The following is a 15,886-nucleotide window of genomic DNA, read 5'->3' on the forward strand; positions in this document are numbered from 1 at the left end:
CGTGTCGCAACCGGCGTCCCGGCACCATCGGACCTTGGTACTAGTACCTAGTCGTCGTCGCGGCGTTGACGCTGGGCCCACAGGGCAGCCTGCGTGCGGTCCGTGACGCCCAGGCGCTGGTACACGTTCGTGAGGTGCGCCTTGACGGTCCGCTCGCTGATCCCCAGCCGACGGGCGATCGTCTTGTTCGGCAGGCCCGCGCCGACCATGGCGAGCACTTCCTGTTCCCGGTCGGTCAGCTTCGTCTCAGGCCCGGGCGAGCGCCGGTTCGTCAGCAGCACCCGGGCCGCCTTCGGATCCAGCGGCGAGCCACCGGACACGATCTCCCGGATCCCGGCCAGGATCACTTCGGGTTCGCTGTGCTTCAGCAGGTACCCCTCGGCCCCGGCCTGCAGCGCGTCCAGGATCCGCGTCTGATCGCTGAACGACGTCAACACCAGCACATGCACCTCAGGAGCCGCCGCGACGATCCGCTCGGTCGCCGCGATCCCGTCGGTCCCCGGCATCGACAGATCCATCAGTACGACGTCCGGCCGCAACTCGGCCGCCATCGTCGCCGCCTCGGCACCGTCCCCGGCGGCCCCGACCAGCTCGATGTCGTCCGCCGTACCCAGCAACTGGGACAAGCCGGTCCGGACGATCGCATGGTCGTCGGCAATCAACACCCGGATCATCCGCTCTCCCCCTGTCACACCGGCACCTCGGCTTCCACCCGTGTCCCCTGGCCGGGCGCGGCCCGGACGGTCAGTGTGCCGCCCGACTCGGCCAGCAGGTCGCCGATCGAGCGTAGCCCGAGGTGCCCGTCGCTACTGCGCTCTCCGAGCCGCGACTCGTCGAATCCGCGCCCGTCGTCGTCGACGATCAGCACCGCACGCCCGTCGACGCGACCGGCCTTGATGAGCACCTCGGCGGCTCCGCTGTGCGCAGCGACGTTCCGCACCACTTCCTGCGCGGTCCGGAACAACAGCGCCGCAACAGCCGGTGGCAGCTCCTCCGCGCCGTCGGTCTCGAGCCGAACCTCGACCCCTGCCCGCTCCAGTCCGGCTGCCAGCTCGGCCAGCGCCGACGCCAGCCCCTCCTCGGCGAGGTTCGGCGGATAGATGTCGACCAGCAACGACCGCAGCGATCCGATACTCGCCCGCAGCCGCCCGGCGCCGTCCGCGATCAACTCCGCCCGCTGGTCGTCGGTCGGGTGACCGAGCCGCATCGCATCGAACGCATAGTTCAACCCGGTCAGCTCCTGCACGACGCCGTCGTGCAACTCCCCCGCGATGCGCCGGCGCTCGGCGTCCGAGGCGTCGACGGCGTGCTGGAGCAATCGCTCCCGGTCCTGCTGCTGCCGCTGCACCCTCCGGGCCAGCGACCACGCGAACGGAATCTGCACCAACTCCAGCACCAGCAACGCCCCCAACGACGGCGGCGCGAACCGCTTCCACGCGGCCTGTCCCGCCGCGGTGACCGCCTGATACTCGAAGTACGCCTCGAACAGCATCGGCTCACCATTGGTCCCCCGCACCCCGACGTACACCTCGAGCAACTTCTCGTACGGGATCTCGAACTGGTTCTCCGGCCGGCTCAGGTCACTCACTTCGGACTCACTGCTGCCCTGCCGCCGCAGCGCTTCCTGCTCCTCGGGTCCGAGAGGGAACTGCCGACCGATCAGCCGCGGCTCGTCCGAGTACACGATCCGGCCGTCGGCGTTCCACAACTTCACCCGGACCAGGGACCCTTGCAACACGTACTTCCGCATCGCCGCGTCGAACGATCGCAGCGCTGCGGGCTCCCCGGCCACCACCGCAGCGTCCAGTCGCGGTTCAACAACACCCCGCGCTGTCACGTAGGTGACCTGCCGGGCCGACTCGGTCGCTTGCTCGACGCCGGCCTGCCGCGCCACGAAGGCGATCAGCGCGGCCAGCGAGAGCAGCACGATCACACCGGCTGCTGTGAAGCGCACCAGCAACCCGACCGTGGAGCCGTGCTGTCTGGTGCGCTCGGTCAGCTGGCCGCGGTCCGCGCGCCGAAGTCTCCCCATGTCAGGGATCGTAGGGTGCGCCCACCGCCGCACGGCAGCCCGACAACGGTCCTAGTACCAAGGTGCACTACCGAAGCCGACCAGCCTGCGGAGAGCGTGGTCGGCATGAAGCTTCCGATGTCGCTCGCAGTCGCCGGGCCCGCCGCACGAGTCGAGCTGCCTTCGCTCGCCGCCGCGGCAGGCCTCGTCGTACTGCGGGTCGGCGCGGTGCTGCTCCGCCCGTGGCCGCTGGCGCTCGCTGTCGACCATGCTTTCGGTCCTGCGCCGGCAGCCGGCGCACCCTTTGCCGTACTGGTCCTCGCCGGCACGGGCAGCGTCGTGCTGTCCGCCGTCATCGGTGTGCTCGACATGGCGAGCCTGCGGACCGTCGAAGGCGCGGCCGAGCGGATCGGTGCCGCGCTGCGGGCGACGATGTTCCAGCGCACGATGACGCGGTCGCTGAGGTGGCACGACCGGATGCGGAGTGGCGAGCTGGTCTCGCGGCTCACCACGGACGTCGGCCGGCTCCTCGACGCGGTTGTCGCGGTGACCACGTCGTTTCTTCCCGACGCGGTGATGCTGATCGGCGTACTCGCCCTGCTGATCGCGTTCGACCCCGAGCTCGCACTGGTCGGACTCACCGTCGCACCGGTGCTCGGCGTCCTCGCGGTCCGGCAGCGCCGACGGATCCGCGCCGCACAGCAGGACGCCCGTGCCGAGGCCGGACGGTTGGCCGGGGCAACGACCGACCTGCTCCGGAACGTTCGCGCCGTCCAGGCGTTCGGCCGGATCGACCGGGCCGCCGCGATCTTCGGCAGCCGGAACCGCGCCGTCCTCGACGTCGAGTTGCGCGCCGTCGACGTGGATGCGCGCTGGACCCCGATGGCCGACATCGTCCTGGCGATCGGGGCGGCCCTGGTCCTGGTCGTCGGCGGACGGCACGTCCTGGCCGGAGCCCTGACCGTCGGCCAGCTTCTCGTCATCCTGGCGTACCTCCGGGACCTCTACTCCCCCGTCCGCGGCCTGACCCGGCTGTCCGTCGTACTCGCCAAAGCCGGCGCCAGCGCCGTTCGGGTCCGCGAGGTGCTCGACTGCGACGAGGCGGTCGAGGATCGCCCCGACGCCCGGCCGGCACCGAGGCTGCGCTCCGGCATTCGGTTCGAGCGCGTGACCTTCGGCTACGAACCCGGGCGCCCCGTGCTCGACCGGTTCGACCTCGACATCACCGCCGGCGAGACCGTCTGTCTGCTCGGCCCGAGTGGCATCGGCAAGAGCACCGCACTCCTCCTGCTGCTGCGCCTGTACGACGTCGATGCCGGACGCATCCTGCTCGACGGAGTCGACATCCGCGACTGCGACCAGCGCAGTCTGCGGGACCGGCTCGCCTTCGTCCCGCAGGACCCGTGGCTGCTGGACGCGACGATTGCCCAGAACATTGCCTTCGGCAACCAGAACGCCACCCGGGTCGGCGTGGTCGCGGCCGCGCGGGCCGCCCTGGTGGACGAGTTCGCCGGCCGGCTGCCGTTCGGCTACGACACCCCGCTCGGCGAAAGCGGCGTACGGCTGTCGGGCGGTCAGCGCCGCCGGGTGGCGCTCGCCCGGGCCGCCGTCTCGCCGGCGCCGATGGTCCTGCTCGACGAGCCCACCGCCTCGCTCGACCCGGTCTCCGCGGCCGCGGTGATCGAGGCCATCCGGACCACGACCGCACACCGCACGATGCTGATGGTCACCCATGATCGCGACCTGGCGGCGATCGCCGACCGGGTCGTCACCCTCGACCACCAACTCGCTGGAAGGAGGTGAATCCGATGCGTGTCAAGCCTGTCATGCACCACGGACGGTCCCGTAGCCGGTCCCGTTCGCGCAGCCGCAGCCGTTCCCGCAGCCGCTCGCGCGGCTGACCCACCAGCCTGCCGCCGGGCGGCCTCCCGGCGGCAGGCTCCGATCTTGCTGGAGAGAATCGTGTTAGCCGACATAGAGACAGACACCGAGGACGGACTGCCCGTCTGGGACTGGGCCGAGCGCTGCGAACTGCCTGGCGGAACGTTCGCCGTCGAACGCCTCGGCGTCGGCCATCGTTGCGAGACCTGGCTGGTCTGGTCGGTCGCACTCTGGGCACCGGCCGTCCTCAAGGCCGCTCGCCCTCACCAGATCCAGCACCCCCGCGCGGTCAAGTCCCTGCGCCGTGAGACCGCCGCGCTGTCCGGCAACATTCACCCGGCCGTCCCGAGGCTGCTGGGCGACGGCACGGACGCCGCGATCCCCTATGTTCTCGTCGAGTACGTCGACGGCCCGACGCTGGGCGACGAACTGGAGGAGAACGGCGTTCTGAGTGTCGAGGAGACCGCTCTCCTGGGATCTCAGCTGCTCCCAGCTCTGATGGCACTGCACCGGCGTGGTCTCGCTCATCTCGACGTGAAACCGGACAACATCGTCCTGCGCGACGGTCGACCAGTCCTGATCGACTACGGCAGTGCCAGGGCCATCGGGAGCGCACAGCCGGCTGGTCACCCGGTCGGTACGCTCGGCTACGCGTCACCGGCGCAAGAGGCCTGCGAGCCGGTGTCCGCCGCGATGGACCTCTACAGCCTCGGCCAGACGCTGGCCGAAGCCTGCGGTGAGCTGCCTGACAGCCTGCGGTTCCTGCTCATGCCTAATCCCACCGTTGAGCAGGCGTTGACCGCGCTGGCGGAGGCGGCCGGCGAGCTGCGCCCGTGGCCGGCCTGGCTCAGGGCATGAGATCCATCGCCGCGGTGCGGTCCTGGAAGTTCGTGGGGACGGAGACCTGATCGTGGACGATGAGCCACTGCCCGTCGATCTTCTGCCAGGCGGCCGTCCAGCGCAGCCAGTAGTCGATCTTGCCTGCGCCGCGCAGTGCGGCGTTCATGTGGTTGACGGCGTAGACGACGGCGAGCTCTCCGTCGACGAGAACGGTCAGGTCGCGGACCTCGTACTCGAGCGGCAACTCGAAGACTTCGAAGACGCGCTCCCAGTTCGCCCACTTCTTCTCGGCGCCGAGGTGCCGCAGCGGGGGCTCGATGTCGAAGGAGACGAGGCCCGGAGCGAAAATGGTCCGGACCGCGTCCAGGTCGCCGCTGCGGATCGCCGCCAGCAGGACGTCGACACGTTCGCGGATCTCGACTTCGGATACAGCGTTCTGTGTAGTCATGACCGGTACGACGAGATGCCGCCGTGAACTGTCAGACCTCACAGTTCGCCGGGCTGTTCCGTCGTACCAGGTATGAACGAGGAGAGGACCGACATGAGTGACCCGGGCCTGAGCGCGATCATGAGCGAGCGGCGGCAGCTGATCAATCTCGCGTACCGCCTGCTGGGGTCGCTGGCCGACGCCGAGGACGTGGTCCAGGAGACGTACGCGCGCTGGTACGCGATGACCCCGGACGAGCAGCAGGCGATCGACAACCCGGCTGCGTGGCTGACCAAGGTCGCGAGCCGGATCTGCCTCGACCTGCTGCGGTCCGCCCGCGCCCGGCGGGAGCGGTACGTCGGCGAATGGATCCCCGAGCCGCTGCCCGAAACCACCGAGTGGAACACCGGATCCGCCGACCCCGCGGACCGGGTGACGCTGGACGAGTCGGTGAACATGGCGTTCCTCGTCGTACTCGACGCGATGACACCGGCCGAGCGGGTCGCGTTCATCCTGCACGACGTGTTCCGGTACCCGTTCCCGGAGGTCGCCGAGATCGTCGGCCGGACACCGGCGGCGTGCCGTCAGCTGGCCTCGTCGGCCAGGCGCCGGATCCGGGAGGCCGAGCACCCGGCGGCGCCGTCGGCGCGGCGGGCGGAGCTGGTGCGGGAGTTCAAGGCGGCCTGGGAGGCGACCGACATCGCGGCCCTCGTCAATCTGCTCGATCCCGAGGTCACCGCGGTCGCCGACGGTGGCGGCATCGTGAAGGCCTCGCTCGCGCCGGTGCACGGTGGCACCGACGTCGCGCAGTACTTCGCCGATCTCCCTGTGTTCAACCTCGGCCGCACGCTCATCGAGCGCACGGTCAACGGTCAGCCCGGGCTGGTGATCGAGTTCGAAGGTGTCGTCGAGACCGTGATCGCGTTCGACGTGGCCGGCGACCACATCACGAACATCTGGGCGATCAGGAACCCGGAGAAGCTGCAGCCCTGGAAGAGCTGACCAGCGTCGTCACGGTCTCCTGGGCGCAGGCCTTGTTGACGCCGATCCCACCGCGTGCGCCGCGTTTGATCCAGCCCGCCACGTAGTGACCGGGCCGGCCGACGACGGCGCCGCGGACGTTCGGGACGATCCCGCGCTCCGCGTCGAACGGCAGCCCGTCGATCGCCTGGCCCTCGAACCCGATCGCGGTGAACAGGTTGCCCGCCGCAATCGTCTCGCCGGAGTCGAGCGTCAGCCCGTCGGACGTCCAACTGGTCGGCCGGGCGTGGTACCGGAGCTCGACCCGGTCGCCGGCCGCGGCGAGCAGCTCCTGCAACGCCGTTTCCGTGTACGCCGCGGTTTCGGGTCCGCGCCGACCGAGCAGCACGACCTCCTTGATCCCGCTGGCCGCGAGCGTACGACGTACCTGCGGGGTCACGTCCATCGAGCGCAGACGTTCCTCGTCGCTCAGCAGGATCCGCGCGAGGTCGATCGCGACGTTCCCGTTCCCGACCACGACTGCCCGCGGTCCGTTCAGCTCGACCGGCAGCGACGCACCGGGACGCCCGTTGCACCAGGCAACGAAGTCTTCGGCGGTGCACGCCGCCTCCTCGCCGATGATCCCGAGCCGCCGGCTGCGGCGCGCCCCGACCGCGTGGATCACCGCGTCGTACCCGCTGGTCATCGAAGCGGCGTCGGTGCCCGGCAGCCAGCGCACCCGGGAGTGCCCGACGATCCGCTCGAACGTGTCGATGATCTGCTTGGTCCGCGGGTGGTCCGGCGCGACACCGAACCGCACCAGGCCGCCGACCCGGTCGCTGCGGTCGACCAGTGTCACCTCGGCCGTTGTCCGCAGCAACAACTCGCGCGTCGCGTACATCCCGGCCGGTCCGGCGCCGACGACGAGCACCCGGCGCGGACCGTCGCCCCAGACCTGGTACGACGGCGGTTCCCAGCTGTCCAGGTCGGTGGCCTCGAGCGGCGCGCGTTCCGCGAAGTACGCCGCGTTCCGCTCGACGTCCTCAGGCGCCGCCTGGTCCGCCGGTTGCGCCGCGTCCACCGGGCAGATGTCAGCACACGCCCCGCAGTCGATGCAGGTCCGCGGATCGACGAACAGGCTCACACCGGTGCCAAATCCGGGCTCGCCGGGCGACGGGTGGATGCTGTTCATCGGGCAGACCGCGACGCAGCTCGCGTCGGAGCAGCACTCCCCCGAGATCACATAACTCACAGCAGACCGGTCCGCCGATACACCCGGGCCGCCGCGGGCGTCAGCAGCCCGACCGATCCGAGGAAGTCCATCAGGTTCGCGCAGCTTGTCCGCAGCAACGACCGGTGGTGCTCGTTGCGCCGCGCTTCGCGGACGGCGCGCTCGGCGTCCAGTCCGACGTTCGCGTAGACCTCACGACCCACCATGCTCGACACGATCATGTCGGCGGCGATCGCGATCACCAGCGCACTCACCCAGCGCCGCGCACGCCCCGTGCCGGCCAGCCGTTCACGAGTCTCCTCGCGCGCGAACACCATGTGCCGCGACTCCTCCACCACGTGGATGTGGTTCACGGTCCGCACCAGCGGCTCGACCCGGCGGTCCCGCATCCAGTCGCGCTGCATGACGTCCAGTACCTCTTCGGCCACCAGAATCGCGGCGTACGCCGTCTCACCGGTCGCGACCGTCTTGAACATCCGGCCGAGCTCGCGCGCGAGCAGCCGCGGCCGGTACGCCGGCTCGACCATCCGCTCGGTCGCCCGAGCGAACATGATCGAGTGCCGGCACTCGTCGGCGATCTCGGTCAGCGCCCACTGGAACTCGGCGCTCCGCGGCGGCTTGTCGTACACGTCCCGGAGGATCATCTGCTGCAGGATCATCTCGAACCAGATCCCGGTCGTTGCCACCGACGCGGACTCGTGCCGGGTCAGCTCCCGCTGCTGCGCCTCGGTCAGCTCGTCCCAGTACGGCGTCCCGTAGAGCGTGCTCCACTCCGGCGACATCCCGTACCCGTCGCCGACCGGAGCGTCCCAGTCGATCTCGGTCTCCGGGTCCCGGGACAACCGGCTCGCCGACCCCAGCAACCGCTCAGCGGTCTTGTCCATCGAGCACACCTCCGAGTCGATATGACATCGTCTATGTAACATACTCGATGGTTCAAATCCTGTCGAGGACTACATTCCTCCCTGTGACGGATCGAGCGATGACGATGTCGCCGTTGTACGCGGCCGGGTTCACGACCGCGTTCGGCGCGCACGCGGTGGCGGCGAACCTCGGCGCCTCCTCGTCCGACGCCGTCACCTCGCTCCTCACGCTCGGTTTGCTGCTCGCCCTGTACGACGGGGCGGAGGTGCTGCTGAAACCGGTGTTCGGCACGATCGCGGACAGGATCGGCGCGCGCCCGATGCTGCTGTTCGGACTCGCCGGTTTCGCGATTGCCTCAGGCACCTATGTGCTCGTGGACCGGCCCGGCTGGTTGTGGGTTGCGCGCCTCGGACAGGGTGCGGCGGCCTCGGCCTTCTCCCCCGCCGCCTCGGCGTTGGTTGCCCGGTTGAATCCATCGGCGAAGCACGGGCGCGCCTTCGGTAGCTACGGGTTCTACAAGAGCATCGGGTACACGGCCGGGCCGTTGCTCGGTGGTGGGTTGGTGTGGCTCGGCGGGTTCCGGTTGTTGTTCGGTGTGATGACTGTTCTCGCTGCGGGCGTTGCCGTCTGGGCACTCATCGCCGTACCTGCGGTGCCGCCGTTGCCGCGGACCCGGCAGACCGTGCTGGATCTTGCGCGGCGGATCACCGACCCGGTGTTCCTGCGCCCGACCACGGCGCTCGCGGCTGCGACGGCGGCATTGTCGGTTGGTGTCGGGTTCCTGCCGGTCACCGGCGCGGCGGACGGGCTCGGCACGATCGCGACCGGCGCGGCCGTGTCATTGCTCGCGGCGACTGCGGCGGTCGTGCAACCGCGGACGGGCCGCGCACTCGACGCCGGCAAGCTGACGACGAGCACCGGCATCGCACTGGGGTTGGGTCTGGCAGCGGTCGGCTTCGTCTGCGCTGCGTTGCCCGGCGTTGCGTTCCTGCTGATCGCGTCCGCGTTGATCGGTGCGGGCACGGGTGTGATCACACCGCTCGGGTTCGCGGCACTGGCCGCTAGTACGCCGCCCGAGCGACTCGGCCAGACCATGGGCACCGCCGAGCTCGGACGCGAACTCGGCGATGCAGGCGGTCCGCTGCTCGTCGCCACGGTCGCGACAGTCGCCGTACTCGATGTGGGTTATCTCGCCCTCGCCGTACTCCTCGCGCTCGGGCTGCTCATGCTCCGCCCGGCACGAAACTGAACAGGCTCTGCCCTGTCACCAGTGGTTCCGGTACGCCGGTGAATCGGTGCGCGCCCACTCCGAAATCGGCCTCCGGAGCGGATACCCAGACCCGCTCGAAGCCGCGCGCCTCGAACCAGTCGCAGACCGTCGGCACCAGGTCCGGCTCGTCGCGATGGCGCGTCCAGACCACCGTCGCGCCGGTGCGGCAGAGCTGCGGGGTCGTCGCGACCGTGCGCTCGATGTCCGCGGACGTGATGTTGCCGAAGATCCCGCACAGCAGAACCAGCTCAGCCGGCACCATACCGACGTACTGATCGGTCAGCGACGCGTCGCCCGTGATCACCTCGACCTGATCGAGACCGCTCGCCCGCTCGCGGGCAAACGCCGACAACTCAGGGTCGAGCTCGACCAGCCGCGCTTGTACGTCGCCACGCCGCGGATGGTCCTCCAGTACGTCGATGAGGTCTCGGCCCTGCCCCGCGCAAAGGCTGATCACGGGAACCGGACCCGCCGGGGCTCGATCCAGTGCCGCGCGTACCTGCGCCTGCACCGCCTCCAACCGCCGCGACAGTGCGGATTCAGGATCGTCGTACTTCGTGTGCCACGCCTGCCAGTCCATGTCCCGCAGCCTAGACAGGTGTTGGGGAGGTTTTCCTGCCCGATCCGGGAAGGAATCCTCCCCAGGTCCGGTGACAACGCGCGCGATCTGTAATCTCTCGGTGACGGAGAGGCAGGAACTTCCGGGGGCGATGGATAGTTGTCCTTCAGGAGCCTGCGCGCGATCAGAGGAGAGTCATGGCACGGCGTGTCGAACAGAAGGCTGCGGCCCGCGAGCGCATCGCGGCGCAGCTGGCCGCCCAGCAGCAGGCGGAGCGGCGGCGGCGCCTGCTGCTCGCGGTCGGCGCGGTCGTCCTGGTCGTGGTGATAGTCGGCGGCCTGGTGACGATCCGGCTGGTCGGCGGCGGCAAGAAGACCGCGACCGGTCCGAGCGGCGCGGCCGACGCGGGTCTCGTCACCGCGCTCTCCTCGATCCCGGACTCGACGTTCGCCGCGGTCGGCACCAGTGAGGTCAAGGCCGCCCCGTCGGCGATCACGGCGCCGGCGCTGACCGCGGGCGGGAAGCCGAAGGTGCTCTACATCGGCGCCGAGTTCTGCCCGTACTGCGCCGCGGAGCGCTGGCCGGTCACCGTCGCACTGTCCCGGTTCGGGACGTTCAGCAACCTCGGTACGACGCATTCCGCGTCCGAGGACGTCTTCCCGAACACGCCGACGCTGTCGTTCCACGGAGCGACGTACACCAGCCAGTACCTCGCGTTCACGGGCGTCGAGACGACCACGAACGAGATGGTCGGGAACGGGTACAAGCCGCTCGACACCCCGACGGCCGAGGACCAGAAGACGTTCGACACGTACAACAAGCCGCCGTACGTCGACAGCGACGGTTCGATCCCGTTCATCGATCTCGGCGGCAAGTACGTCGGGTCCGGGGCGACGTACAGCCCGGATCTGCTGGCCGGTAAGACGCAGACCGAGATCGCGGACGCGCTCAAGGACCCGTCGAGCCCGATCGCGAAGGCGGTCGACGGCTCCGCGAACGTGTACACGGCAGCGATCTGCAAGCTGACGAACAACCAGCCGGCGAAGGTCTGCTCGACCGACGCGGTGACAGCGGCGGCGGCGAAGCTCGGCGCGGCGAAGGGCTGAGCGTGCCTCGTTCAAGCACCGAAACCGCACAACACCCGTCCCGGACCTCGTTGGGCTGGATCCCCTGGGCCACGTTGGTGGTGTCGGTCGCCGGTCTCGCGGTGGCGGCGTACCTGACCTATGAGCACTTCACCGCCGGCACCACGCTCGCGTGCCCGGACACCGGGGTGGTCAACTGCGCCAAGGTGACGAGCAGCCAGTACTCGAAGGTCTTCGGGATCCCGGTCGCGCTGCTCGGCCTCGCGTTCTTCGCCGGCATGACCGCCCTCTCGGTGCCGCCGATGTGGCGTACGTCGTCACCGTGGCCGAGCCGCCTGCGGCTGGCCGGCGTACTGACCGGAGTCGTGTTCGTCTGCTACCTGATCTGGGCCGAACTGTTCCAGATCAACGCGATCTGCCTGTGGTGCACGGTCGTTCACGCTCTGACGCTGGTTCTGTTCGCGCTGGTGATCATCCGCCTGGCCCTGGTCCCGCCCGCGTCATGAAATAGCGTGGCAGCGGGTACTGGAGCCGCATGCGATGGCTACGACTGCGGGCTCTGCTGCTGGCCAACCTGGTGCTGTTCTTCTGCTTCCTGATCGGCCTGGCAGTCGTCGGCCACGCCCAGGACAACTCCGAGCTCACCGAGCACGGCCAGGCGCCGCAGACGTTCGCGCAGTACGTCGGCTCGTCGTCGTTCGGCGAGGCGGTGTTCGAGAACTGGGAGTCCGAGTTCCTGCAGATGTTCATGTACGTCCTGCTCACGGCGTACCTGGTGCAGAAGGGCTCGGCCGAGTCCCGGCCCATCGACGAGCCGGCGCCGCAGGACGAGGATCCCCGCGACCATCGGTCCGACCGGACCGCGCCGTGGCCGGTACGGCACGGTTCCGAGCTGATTCTCAGGCTGTACGAGAACTCGCTGGCGATCGCGTTCGGCCTGGTGTTCCTGCTGTCGTTCTGGTTGCACGCGGCAACCGGCGCGGCGACGTACAGCGAGGAGGAGCTGCAACACGGCGGCACGGCGGTGACGACCTGGCAGTATCTCGGGACCTCGCAGTTCTGGTACGAGTCGCTGCAGAACTGGCAGAGCGAGTTCCTGGCCGTCGCGGCGATCATCGGCGGGTCGATCTATCTGCGGCAGCGGCGCTCGGCGCAGTCCAAGCCGGTGCACGCGCCGCACTCCGAAACGGGCGGCTGATGACCAAACATCCCGGAGCCGAGAAGTGGGTGCCGCAGCAGGGCGGCATGCGGAAGGTACGCGCGGAGCTCGGCAACTGCCGCGGCTGCGAGCTGTGGCAGGACGCCGAGCAGGCCGTCGCCGGTGAAGGACCGGTGCGGGCGCGGATGATGCTCGTCGGCGAGACGCCCGGCGACCACGAGGACAAGGAAGGGCACGTCTTCGTCGGTCCGGCCGGGCATCTGCTCGACAAGGCGCTGGCCGAGGCCGGGATCGTGCGGTCGGAGGTGTATCTGACGAACGCCGTGAAGCACTTCCGGTTCGAACGGCAGGGGAAGCGACGGATCCACAAGACGCCCGCTGCGAGTCAGATCACGGCGTGCCATCCGTGGTTGCGGCGCGAACTCGAGATCGTGAAGCCCTCGTTGGTCGTGGTGATGGGCTCGGTCGCGGCCAAGGCTCTCCTGGGCTCCACCTTCCGCGTAACGCAAGAGCGGGGCAAACGGGTGGAGCTGCCGAGCGGCCTGCCGGCCGTGGCGACCGTGCATCCGTCATCCGTGGTTCGGTCCGAGGAGTTCCGGCGCGACTTCGAGCGCTTCGTCGACGATCTCCGCGTCGCGGTCGACCTACTCGGTCAGGAGGCCGTGTAGTCGACCACGGAGACGGATGCCACGATCTGCCCGTCGGTCCGGGTCAGCTGCTGGATCGGCATGCCGGGCAGGCTGGTCGCGAACCAGAAGATCTCGTCGGTCCCGCCGTCCCGCACGGTGTAGCGCAGGCAGTCCAGCGCGCCGATCGCGGTCTCGATCCGTTCCGGCTCGATCGTCGTACCGTCGGCCGTGAACGAGGCGTGCCGCTGCAGGTCCAGCCAGGTCGTCTTCATCACCTGCGGCTCGCCGAGCGGAGCGCCGTCGAGCGACCGCTGCGAACGTTCCAGCGTGGCGCCGGACTCGTCGCACTCGACGTACGTGCTGATCAGCAGGAACGGCTCCGCGCCGACCGATTCGACGCGGCGCGTGATGGACTTCCCCACCGTCGTCGCGTCCCGGATCTCGGCGGCCGTGAACGGCGTCGGAGCGTGCCCGGCCTCCAGCACATGCGAATCCTCTGCCATTCGCCCTCCCAACCTAGGACCCGATGCCACTGTAGATGCCGGCCGCGTCGCAGTCGCGGTCGAGCTACCCGGCTGACCAGCGCCAGTCCCGGACCTCCGGCAGGTCCTCGCCGTGCCTGGTGACGTAGGCACGATGGCGGGTGCGTTGGTCCGCGAAGTACTGCCGCGTCGACACTGCGCGGGACTGCAGCGACGGCACCCGGTCGATGACGTCCATCGCGAGGTGGTAGCGGTCCAGGTTGTTGCGGACCACCATGTCGAACGGCGTGGTCGTCGTACCCTCCTCGACATAGCCGCGGACGTGCAGGTTGGCATGACCGTGCCGCCGGTAGGTGAGGCGATGGATCAGCCACGGATAGCCGTGGTACGCGAAGATCACCGGCTTGTCCGTGGTGAACAGCGCGTCGTACTCCGCGTCCGGCAGCCCGTGCGGATGCTCGGTCGCGTCCTGGAGCCGCATCAGATCGACGACGTTCACGACCCGGATCCGCAGGTCCGGCAGGTGCTCGCGGAGCAGGTCGACCGCGGCGAGCGTCTCCATCGTCGGTACGTCGCCCGCGCAGGCCATCACCACATCGGGGTCGCCCTCGTCGTTGCTCGCGAAGTCCCACACGCCGACACCTCGAGCGCAGTGCACCGCCGCCTCGTCCCAGTCGAGCCAGTTGGGCTGCGGCTGCTTGCCGGCGACCACGACGTTGATGTAGTTCCGCGTCCGCAGGCAGTGGTCCATCGTGGACAGCAGCGTGTTCGTGTCCGGCGGCAGGTAGACCCGGACGACCTCGGCCTTCTTGTTCACCACATGATCGATGAACCCCGGATCCTGATGCGAGAACCCGTTGTGGTCCTGCCGCCAGACGTGCGACGTGAGCAGGTAGTTCAGCGACGGGACCGGCCGCCGCCACTCGAGGCGGTTGATCGTCTTCAGCCACTTCGCGTGCTGGTTGACCATCGAGTCGACGATGTGGACGAACGCCTCGTACGACGAGAACAGACCGTGCCTCCCGGTGAGCAGGTACCCCTCCAACCAGCCCTGGCAGGTGTGTTCGCTGAGGATCTCCAGCACGCGGCCGTCCGGTGCGAGGTGGTTGTCGGTGTCCCGGCGCTCGGCGAGCCACCGCTTCCCGGTTTCCTCGTAGACCGCGCTCAAACGGTTCGACTCGGTCTCGTCCGGGCCGAACAGCCGCAGGTTGTCCGGGTTCCGCCGGAAGGCGTCCCGGAGGAACGCGCCGAAGACCTTCGTCGGCTCCCCGTCCTCGGCGCCGGGCACCTTCACCGGTACGGCGTACTCCTCCACCGGCGGCAGCTCGAGGTCGCGGCTCAGCACACCGCCGTTGGCGTGCGGACTCGATCCCATCCGCCGCTCCGGACCCGGTGCGAGCTCGAGGAGCTCCGGGACAGGACGGCCCTGCTCGTCGAACAGTTCCTCCGGCCGGTAGCTGCGGAGCCAGTCCTCCAGTTGACGCAGATGGTCCTCGTTCGTGCGGACGCCGGACAGCGGCACCTGATGCGATCGCCACGTGTTCTCGACCTGCTCGCCGTCGACCGTTCGCGGACCCGTCCATCCCTTCGGCGTACGCAACACGATCATCGGCCAGGCGGCGCGCGCGGGTGCCTGATCCGCGGACCGTGCCTCGCGGTGGATCTCGTCGATCCGGTCCAGGCACCGGTCCAGCGTGGCCGCCAGCGCGTGGTGGACCTCGGCCGGCTCGGCGCCCTCGACCAGGTACGGCTCGTACCCGTATCCCCGCATCAGCGCGGTCAGCTCCTCGTCACCGATCCTCGCCAGCAACGCCGGGTTGGCGATCTTGTAGCCGTTCAGGTGCAGGATCGGCAGTACGGCGCCGTCGCGCGCCGGGTTCAGGAACTTGTTCGAGTGCCACGACGCCGCGAGCGGACCGGTCTCGGCCTCACCGTCGCCAACGACACAGGCCACGACCAGATCCGGGTTGTCGGCGGCAGCGCCGTACGCGTGACTGAGTGAATAGCCGAGCTCGCCGCCCTCGTTGATCGAGCCCGGCACGTCCGCCGCCACGTGACTCGGGATACCTCCCGGGAAGGAGAACTGCCGGAACAGCCGCCCCATCCCGGCCTCGTCCCGCGTCGTGTTCGGGTACGCCGCCGTCCAGCTCCCCTCCAGCCACGTGTTCGCCACCAACGCCGGCCCGCCGTGTCCAGGGCCGGTCACGAACAACATGTCCCGGTCCCGCTGCCTGATCACCCGGTTCAGGTGCGTGTAGATCAGGTTGAGCCCGGGCGTCGTCCCCCAGTGGCCGAGCAGCCGCGGCTTGATGTGTTCCGGTCGCAGCGGCTCCCGCAGGAGCGGATTGGCGAGCAGATAGATCTGGCCGACGGACAGGTAATTGGCCGCGCGCCAGTACGCGTCGATCCTTCGCAACTCGTCGTCGCGCAGTGCCTTGGTCTCGATCTGCTCCACGGTGGGCCCTTCGAAGATCGGCGAAGTTCTTCG

The 15,886-nt window shown here is 69.3% G+C and carries 16 protein-coding genes; 8 read left to right on the plus strand and 8 right to left on the minus strand.

Going from position 1 to position 15,886, the window contains the following annotated elements; all coding sequences use genetic code 11:
- Nucleotides 1–47: 47 nt before the first annotated feature.
- Both EV137_RS02990 and EV137_RS02995 read right to left on the minus strand, forming a co-directional pair.
- Entirely contained in the window at nucleotides 48–674 is a 627-nt protein-coding gene (locus EV137_RS02990) for a response regulator (RefSeq protein ID WP_134009983.1), read from the minus strand.
- A 14-nt stretch (nucleotides 675–688) separates the two neighbouring features.
- A complete protein-coding gene (locus EV137_RS02995) occupies nucleotides 689–2,032 on the minus strand; it encodes a sensor histidine kinase (RefSeq protein WP_134126371.1) in 1,344 nt (447 codons plus the stop codon).
- A gap of 105 nt (nucleotides 2,033–2,137) precedes the next feature.
- Between EV137_RS02995 and EV137_RS03000 the strand changes: the two genes are divergently transcribed.
- Together EV137_RS03000 and EV137_RS03005 are read left to right on the plus strand one after the other, a co-directional pair.
- Nucleotides 2,138–3,814 carry an ABC transporter ATP-binding protein gene (locus EV137_RS03000; protein ID WP_134126373.1) on the plus strand — a complete coding sequence of 559 codons (1,677 nt, stop codon included), beginning with the start codon at nucleotides 2,138–2,140 and terminating at the stop codon, nucleotides 3,812–3,814.
- A gap of 159 nt (nucleotides 3,815–3,973) precedes the next feature.
- The gene (locus tag EV137_RS03005) at nucleotides 3,974–4,750 is read left to right on the plus strand and encodes a serine/threonine-protein kinase (protein WP_166679756.1); all 777 of its coding nucleotides are present in this window, start codon (nucleotides 3,974–3,976) and stop codon (nucleotides 4,748–4,750) included.
- Here EV137_RS03005 and EV137_RS03010 read toward each other — a convergent pair.
- A complete protein-coding gene (locus EV137_RS03010) occupies nucleotides 4,740–5,180 on the minus strand; it encodes a YybH family protein (protein ID WP_134009975.1) in 441 nt (146 codons plus the stop codon). The two genes, EV137_RS03005 and EV137_RS03010, sit on opposite strands and share 11 nt — an antisense overlap.
- A 93-nt stretch (nucleotides 5,181–5,273) precedes the next feature.
- Here EV137_RS03010 and sigJ point away from each other — a divergent pair, with 93 nt between their 5' ends.
- Nucleotides 5,274–6,161, plus strand: a complete 888-nt coding sequence (gene sigJ / locus EV137_RS03015; protein WP_134009973.1) for an RNA polymerase sigma factor SigJ — start codon at nucleotides 5,274–5,276, stop codon at nucleotides 6,159–6,161.
- Here the strand turns inward: sigJ and EV137_RS03020 are convergent.
- Both EV137_RS03020 and EV137_RS03025 read right to left on the minus strand, forming a co-directional pair.
- Complete coding sequence (locus tag EV137_RS03020) at nucleotides 6,124–7,371, minus strand: FAD-dependent oxidoreductase (protein WP_134126377.1); 1,248 nt, start codon at nucleotides 7,369–7,371, stop codon at nucleotides 6,124–6,126. The two genes, sigJ and EV137_RS03020, sit on opposite strands and share 38 nt — an antisense overlap.
- Nucleotides 7,368–8,234 carry an AurF N-oxygenase family protein gene (locus EV137_RS03025; protein ID WP_238175055.1) on the minus strand — a complete coding sequence of 289 codons (867 nt, stop codon included), beginning with the start codon at nucleotides 8,232–8,234 and terminating at the stop codon, nucleotides 7,368–7,370. Before EV137_RS03025 ends, EV137_RS03020 begins: the two co-directional genes overlap by 4 nt.
- A gap of 83 nt (nucleotides 8,235–8,317) precedes the next feature.
- Between EV137_RS03025 and EV137_RS03030 the strand changes: the two genes are divergently transcribed.
- Nucleotides 8,318–9,463, plus strand: coding sequence for an MFS transporter (locus tag EV137_RS03030; RefSeq protein WP_238175056.1), 1,146 nt, complete (start codon nucleotides 8,318–8,320; stop codon nucleotides 9,461–9,463).
- Here the strand turns inward: EV137_RS03030 and EV137_RS03035 are convergent.
- Nucleotides 9,438–10,064: an SAM-dependent methyltransferase gene (locus EV137_RS03035; RefSeq protein ID WP_134126381.1), complete on the minus strand. Its 627-nt coding sequence runs from the start codon at nucleotides 10,062–10,064 to the stop codon at nucleotides 9,438–9,440. The genes EV137_RS03030 and EV137_RS03035 overlap by 26 nt on opposite strands.
- A 176-nt stretch (nucleotides 10,065–10,240) precedes the next feature.
- Here EV137_RS03035 and EV137_RS03040 point away from each other — a divergent pair, with 176 nt between their 5' ends.
- Genes EV137_RS03040 through EV137_RS03055 form a run of 4 tightly spaced genes read left to right on the plus strand, consistent with a single transcriptional unit; the run spans nucleotide 10,241 to nucleotide 12,955 of the window.
- A complete protein-coding gene (locus EV137_RS03040) occupies nucleotides 10,241–11,149 on the plus strand; it encodes a DUF929 family protein (RefSeq protein ID WP_134126383.1) in 909 nt (302 codons plus the stop codon).
- A gap of 2 nt (nucleotides 11,150–11,151) precedes the next feature.
- Complete coding sequence (locus EV137_RS03045; protein WP_238175057.1) at nucleotides 11,152–11,634, plus strand: vitamin K epoxide reductase family protein; 483 nt, start codon at nucleotides 11,152–11,154, stop codon at nucleotides 11,632–11,634.
- Between the two features lie 29 nt (nucleotides 11,635–11,663).
- Nucleotides 11,664–12,326, plus strand: coding sequence for a DUF6766 family protein (locus tag EV137_RS03050; protein WP_134009965.1), 663 nt, complete (start codon nucleotides 11,664–11,666; stop codon nucleotides 12,324–12,326).
- Complete coding sequence (locus EV137_RS03055) at nucleotides 12,326–12,955, plus strand: UdgX family uracil-DNA binding protein (RefSeq protein WP_134126385.1); 630 nt, start codon at nucleotides 12,326–12,328, stop codon at nucleotides 12,953–12,955. Before EV137_RS03050 ends, EV137_RS03055 begins: the two co-directional genes overlap by 1 nt.
- On the opposite strand, the gene EV137_RS03060 is transcribed toward EV137_RS03055, so the two are convergent.
- Together EV137_RS03060 and EV137_RS03065 are read right to left on the minus strand one after the other, a co-directional pair.
- The gene (locus tag EV137_RS03060; RefSeq protein ID WP_134126387.1) at nucleotides 12,940–13,419 is read right to left on the minus strand and encodes a hypothetical protein; all 480 of its coding nucleotides are present in this window, start codon (nucleotides 13,417–13,419) and stop codon (nucleotides 12,940–12,942) included. The genes EV137_RS03055 and EV137_RS03060 overlap by 16 nt on opposite strands.
- A 64-nt stretch (nucleotides 13,420–13,483) precedes the next feature.
- Nucleotides 13,484–15,853, minus strand: coding sequence for a phosphoketolase family protein (locus EV137_RS03065; protein WP_238175058.1), 2,370 nt, complete (start codon nucleotides 15,851–15,853; stop codon nucleotides 13,484–13,486).
- Nucleotides 15,854–15,886 lie beyond the last annotated feature (33 nt).

It is taken from the genome of Kribbella pratensis (assembly GCF_004366075.1).
In the GTDB taxonomy this organism is placed as follows: domain Bacteria; phylum Actinomycetota; class Actinomycetes; order Propionibacteriales; family Kribbellaceae; genus Kribbella; species Kribbella pratensis.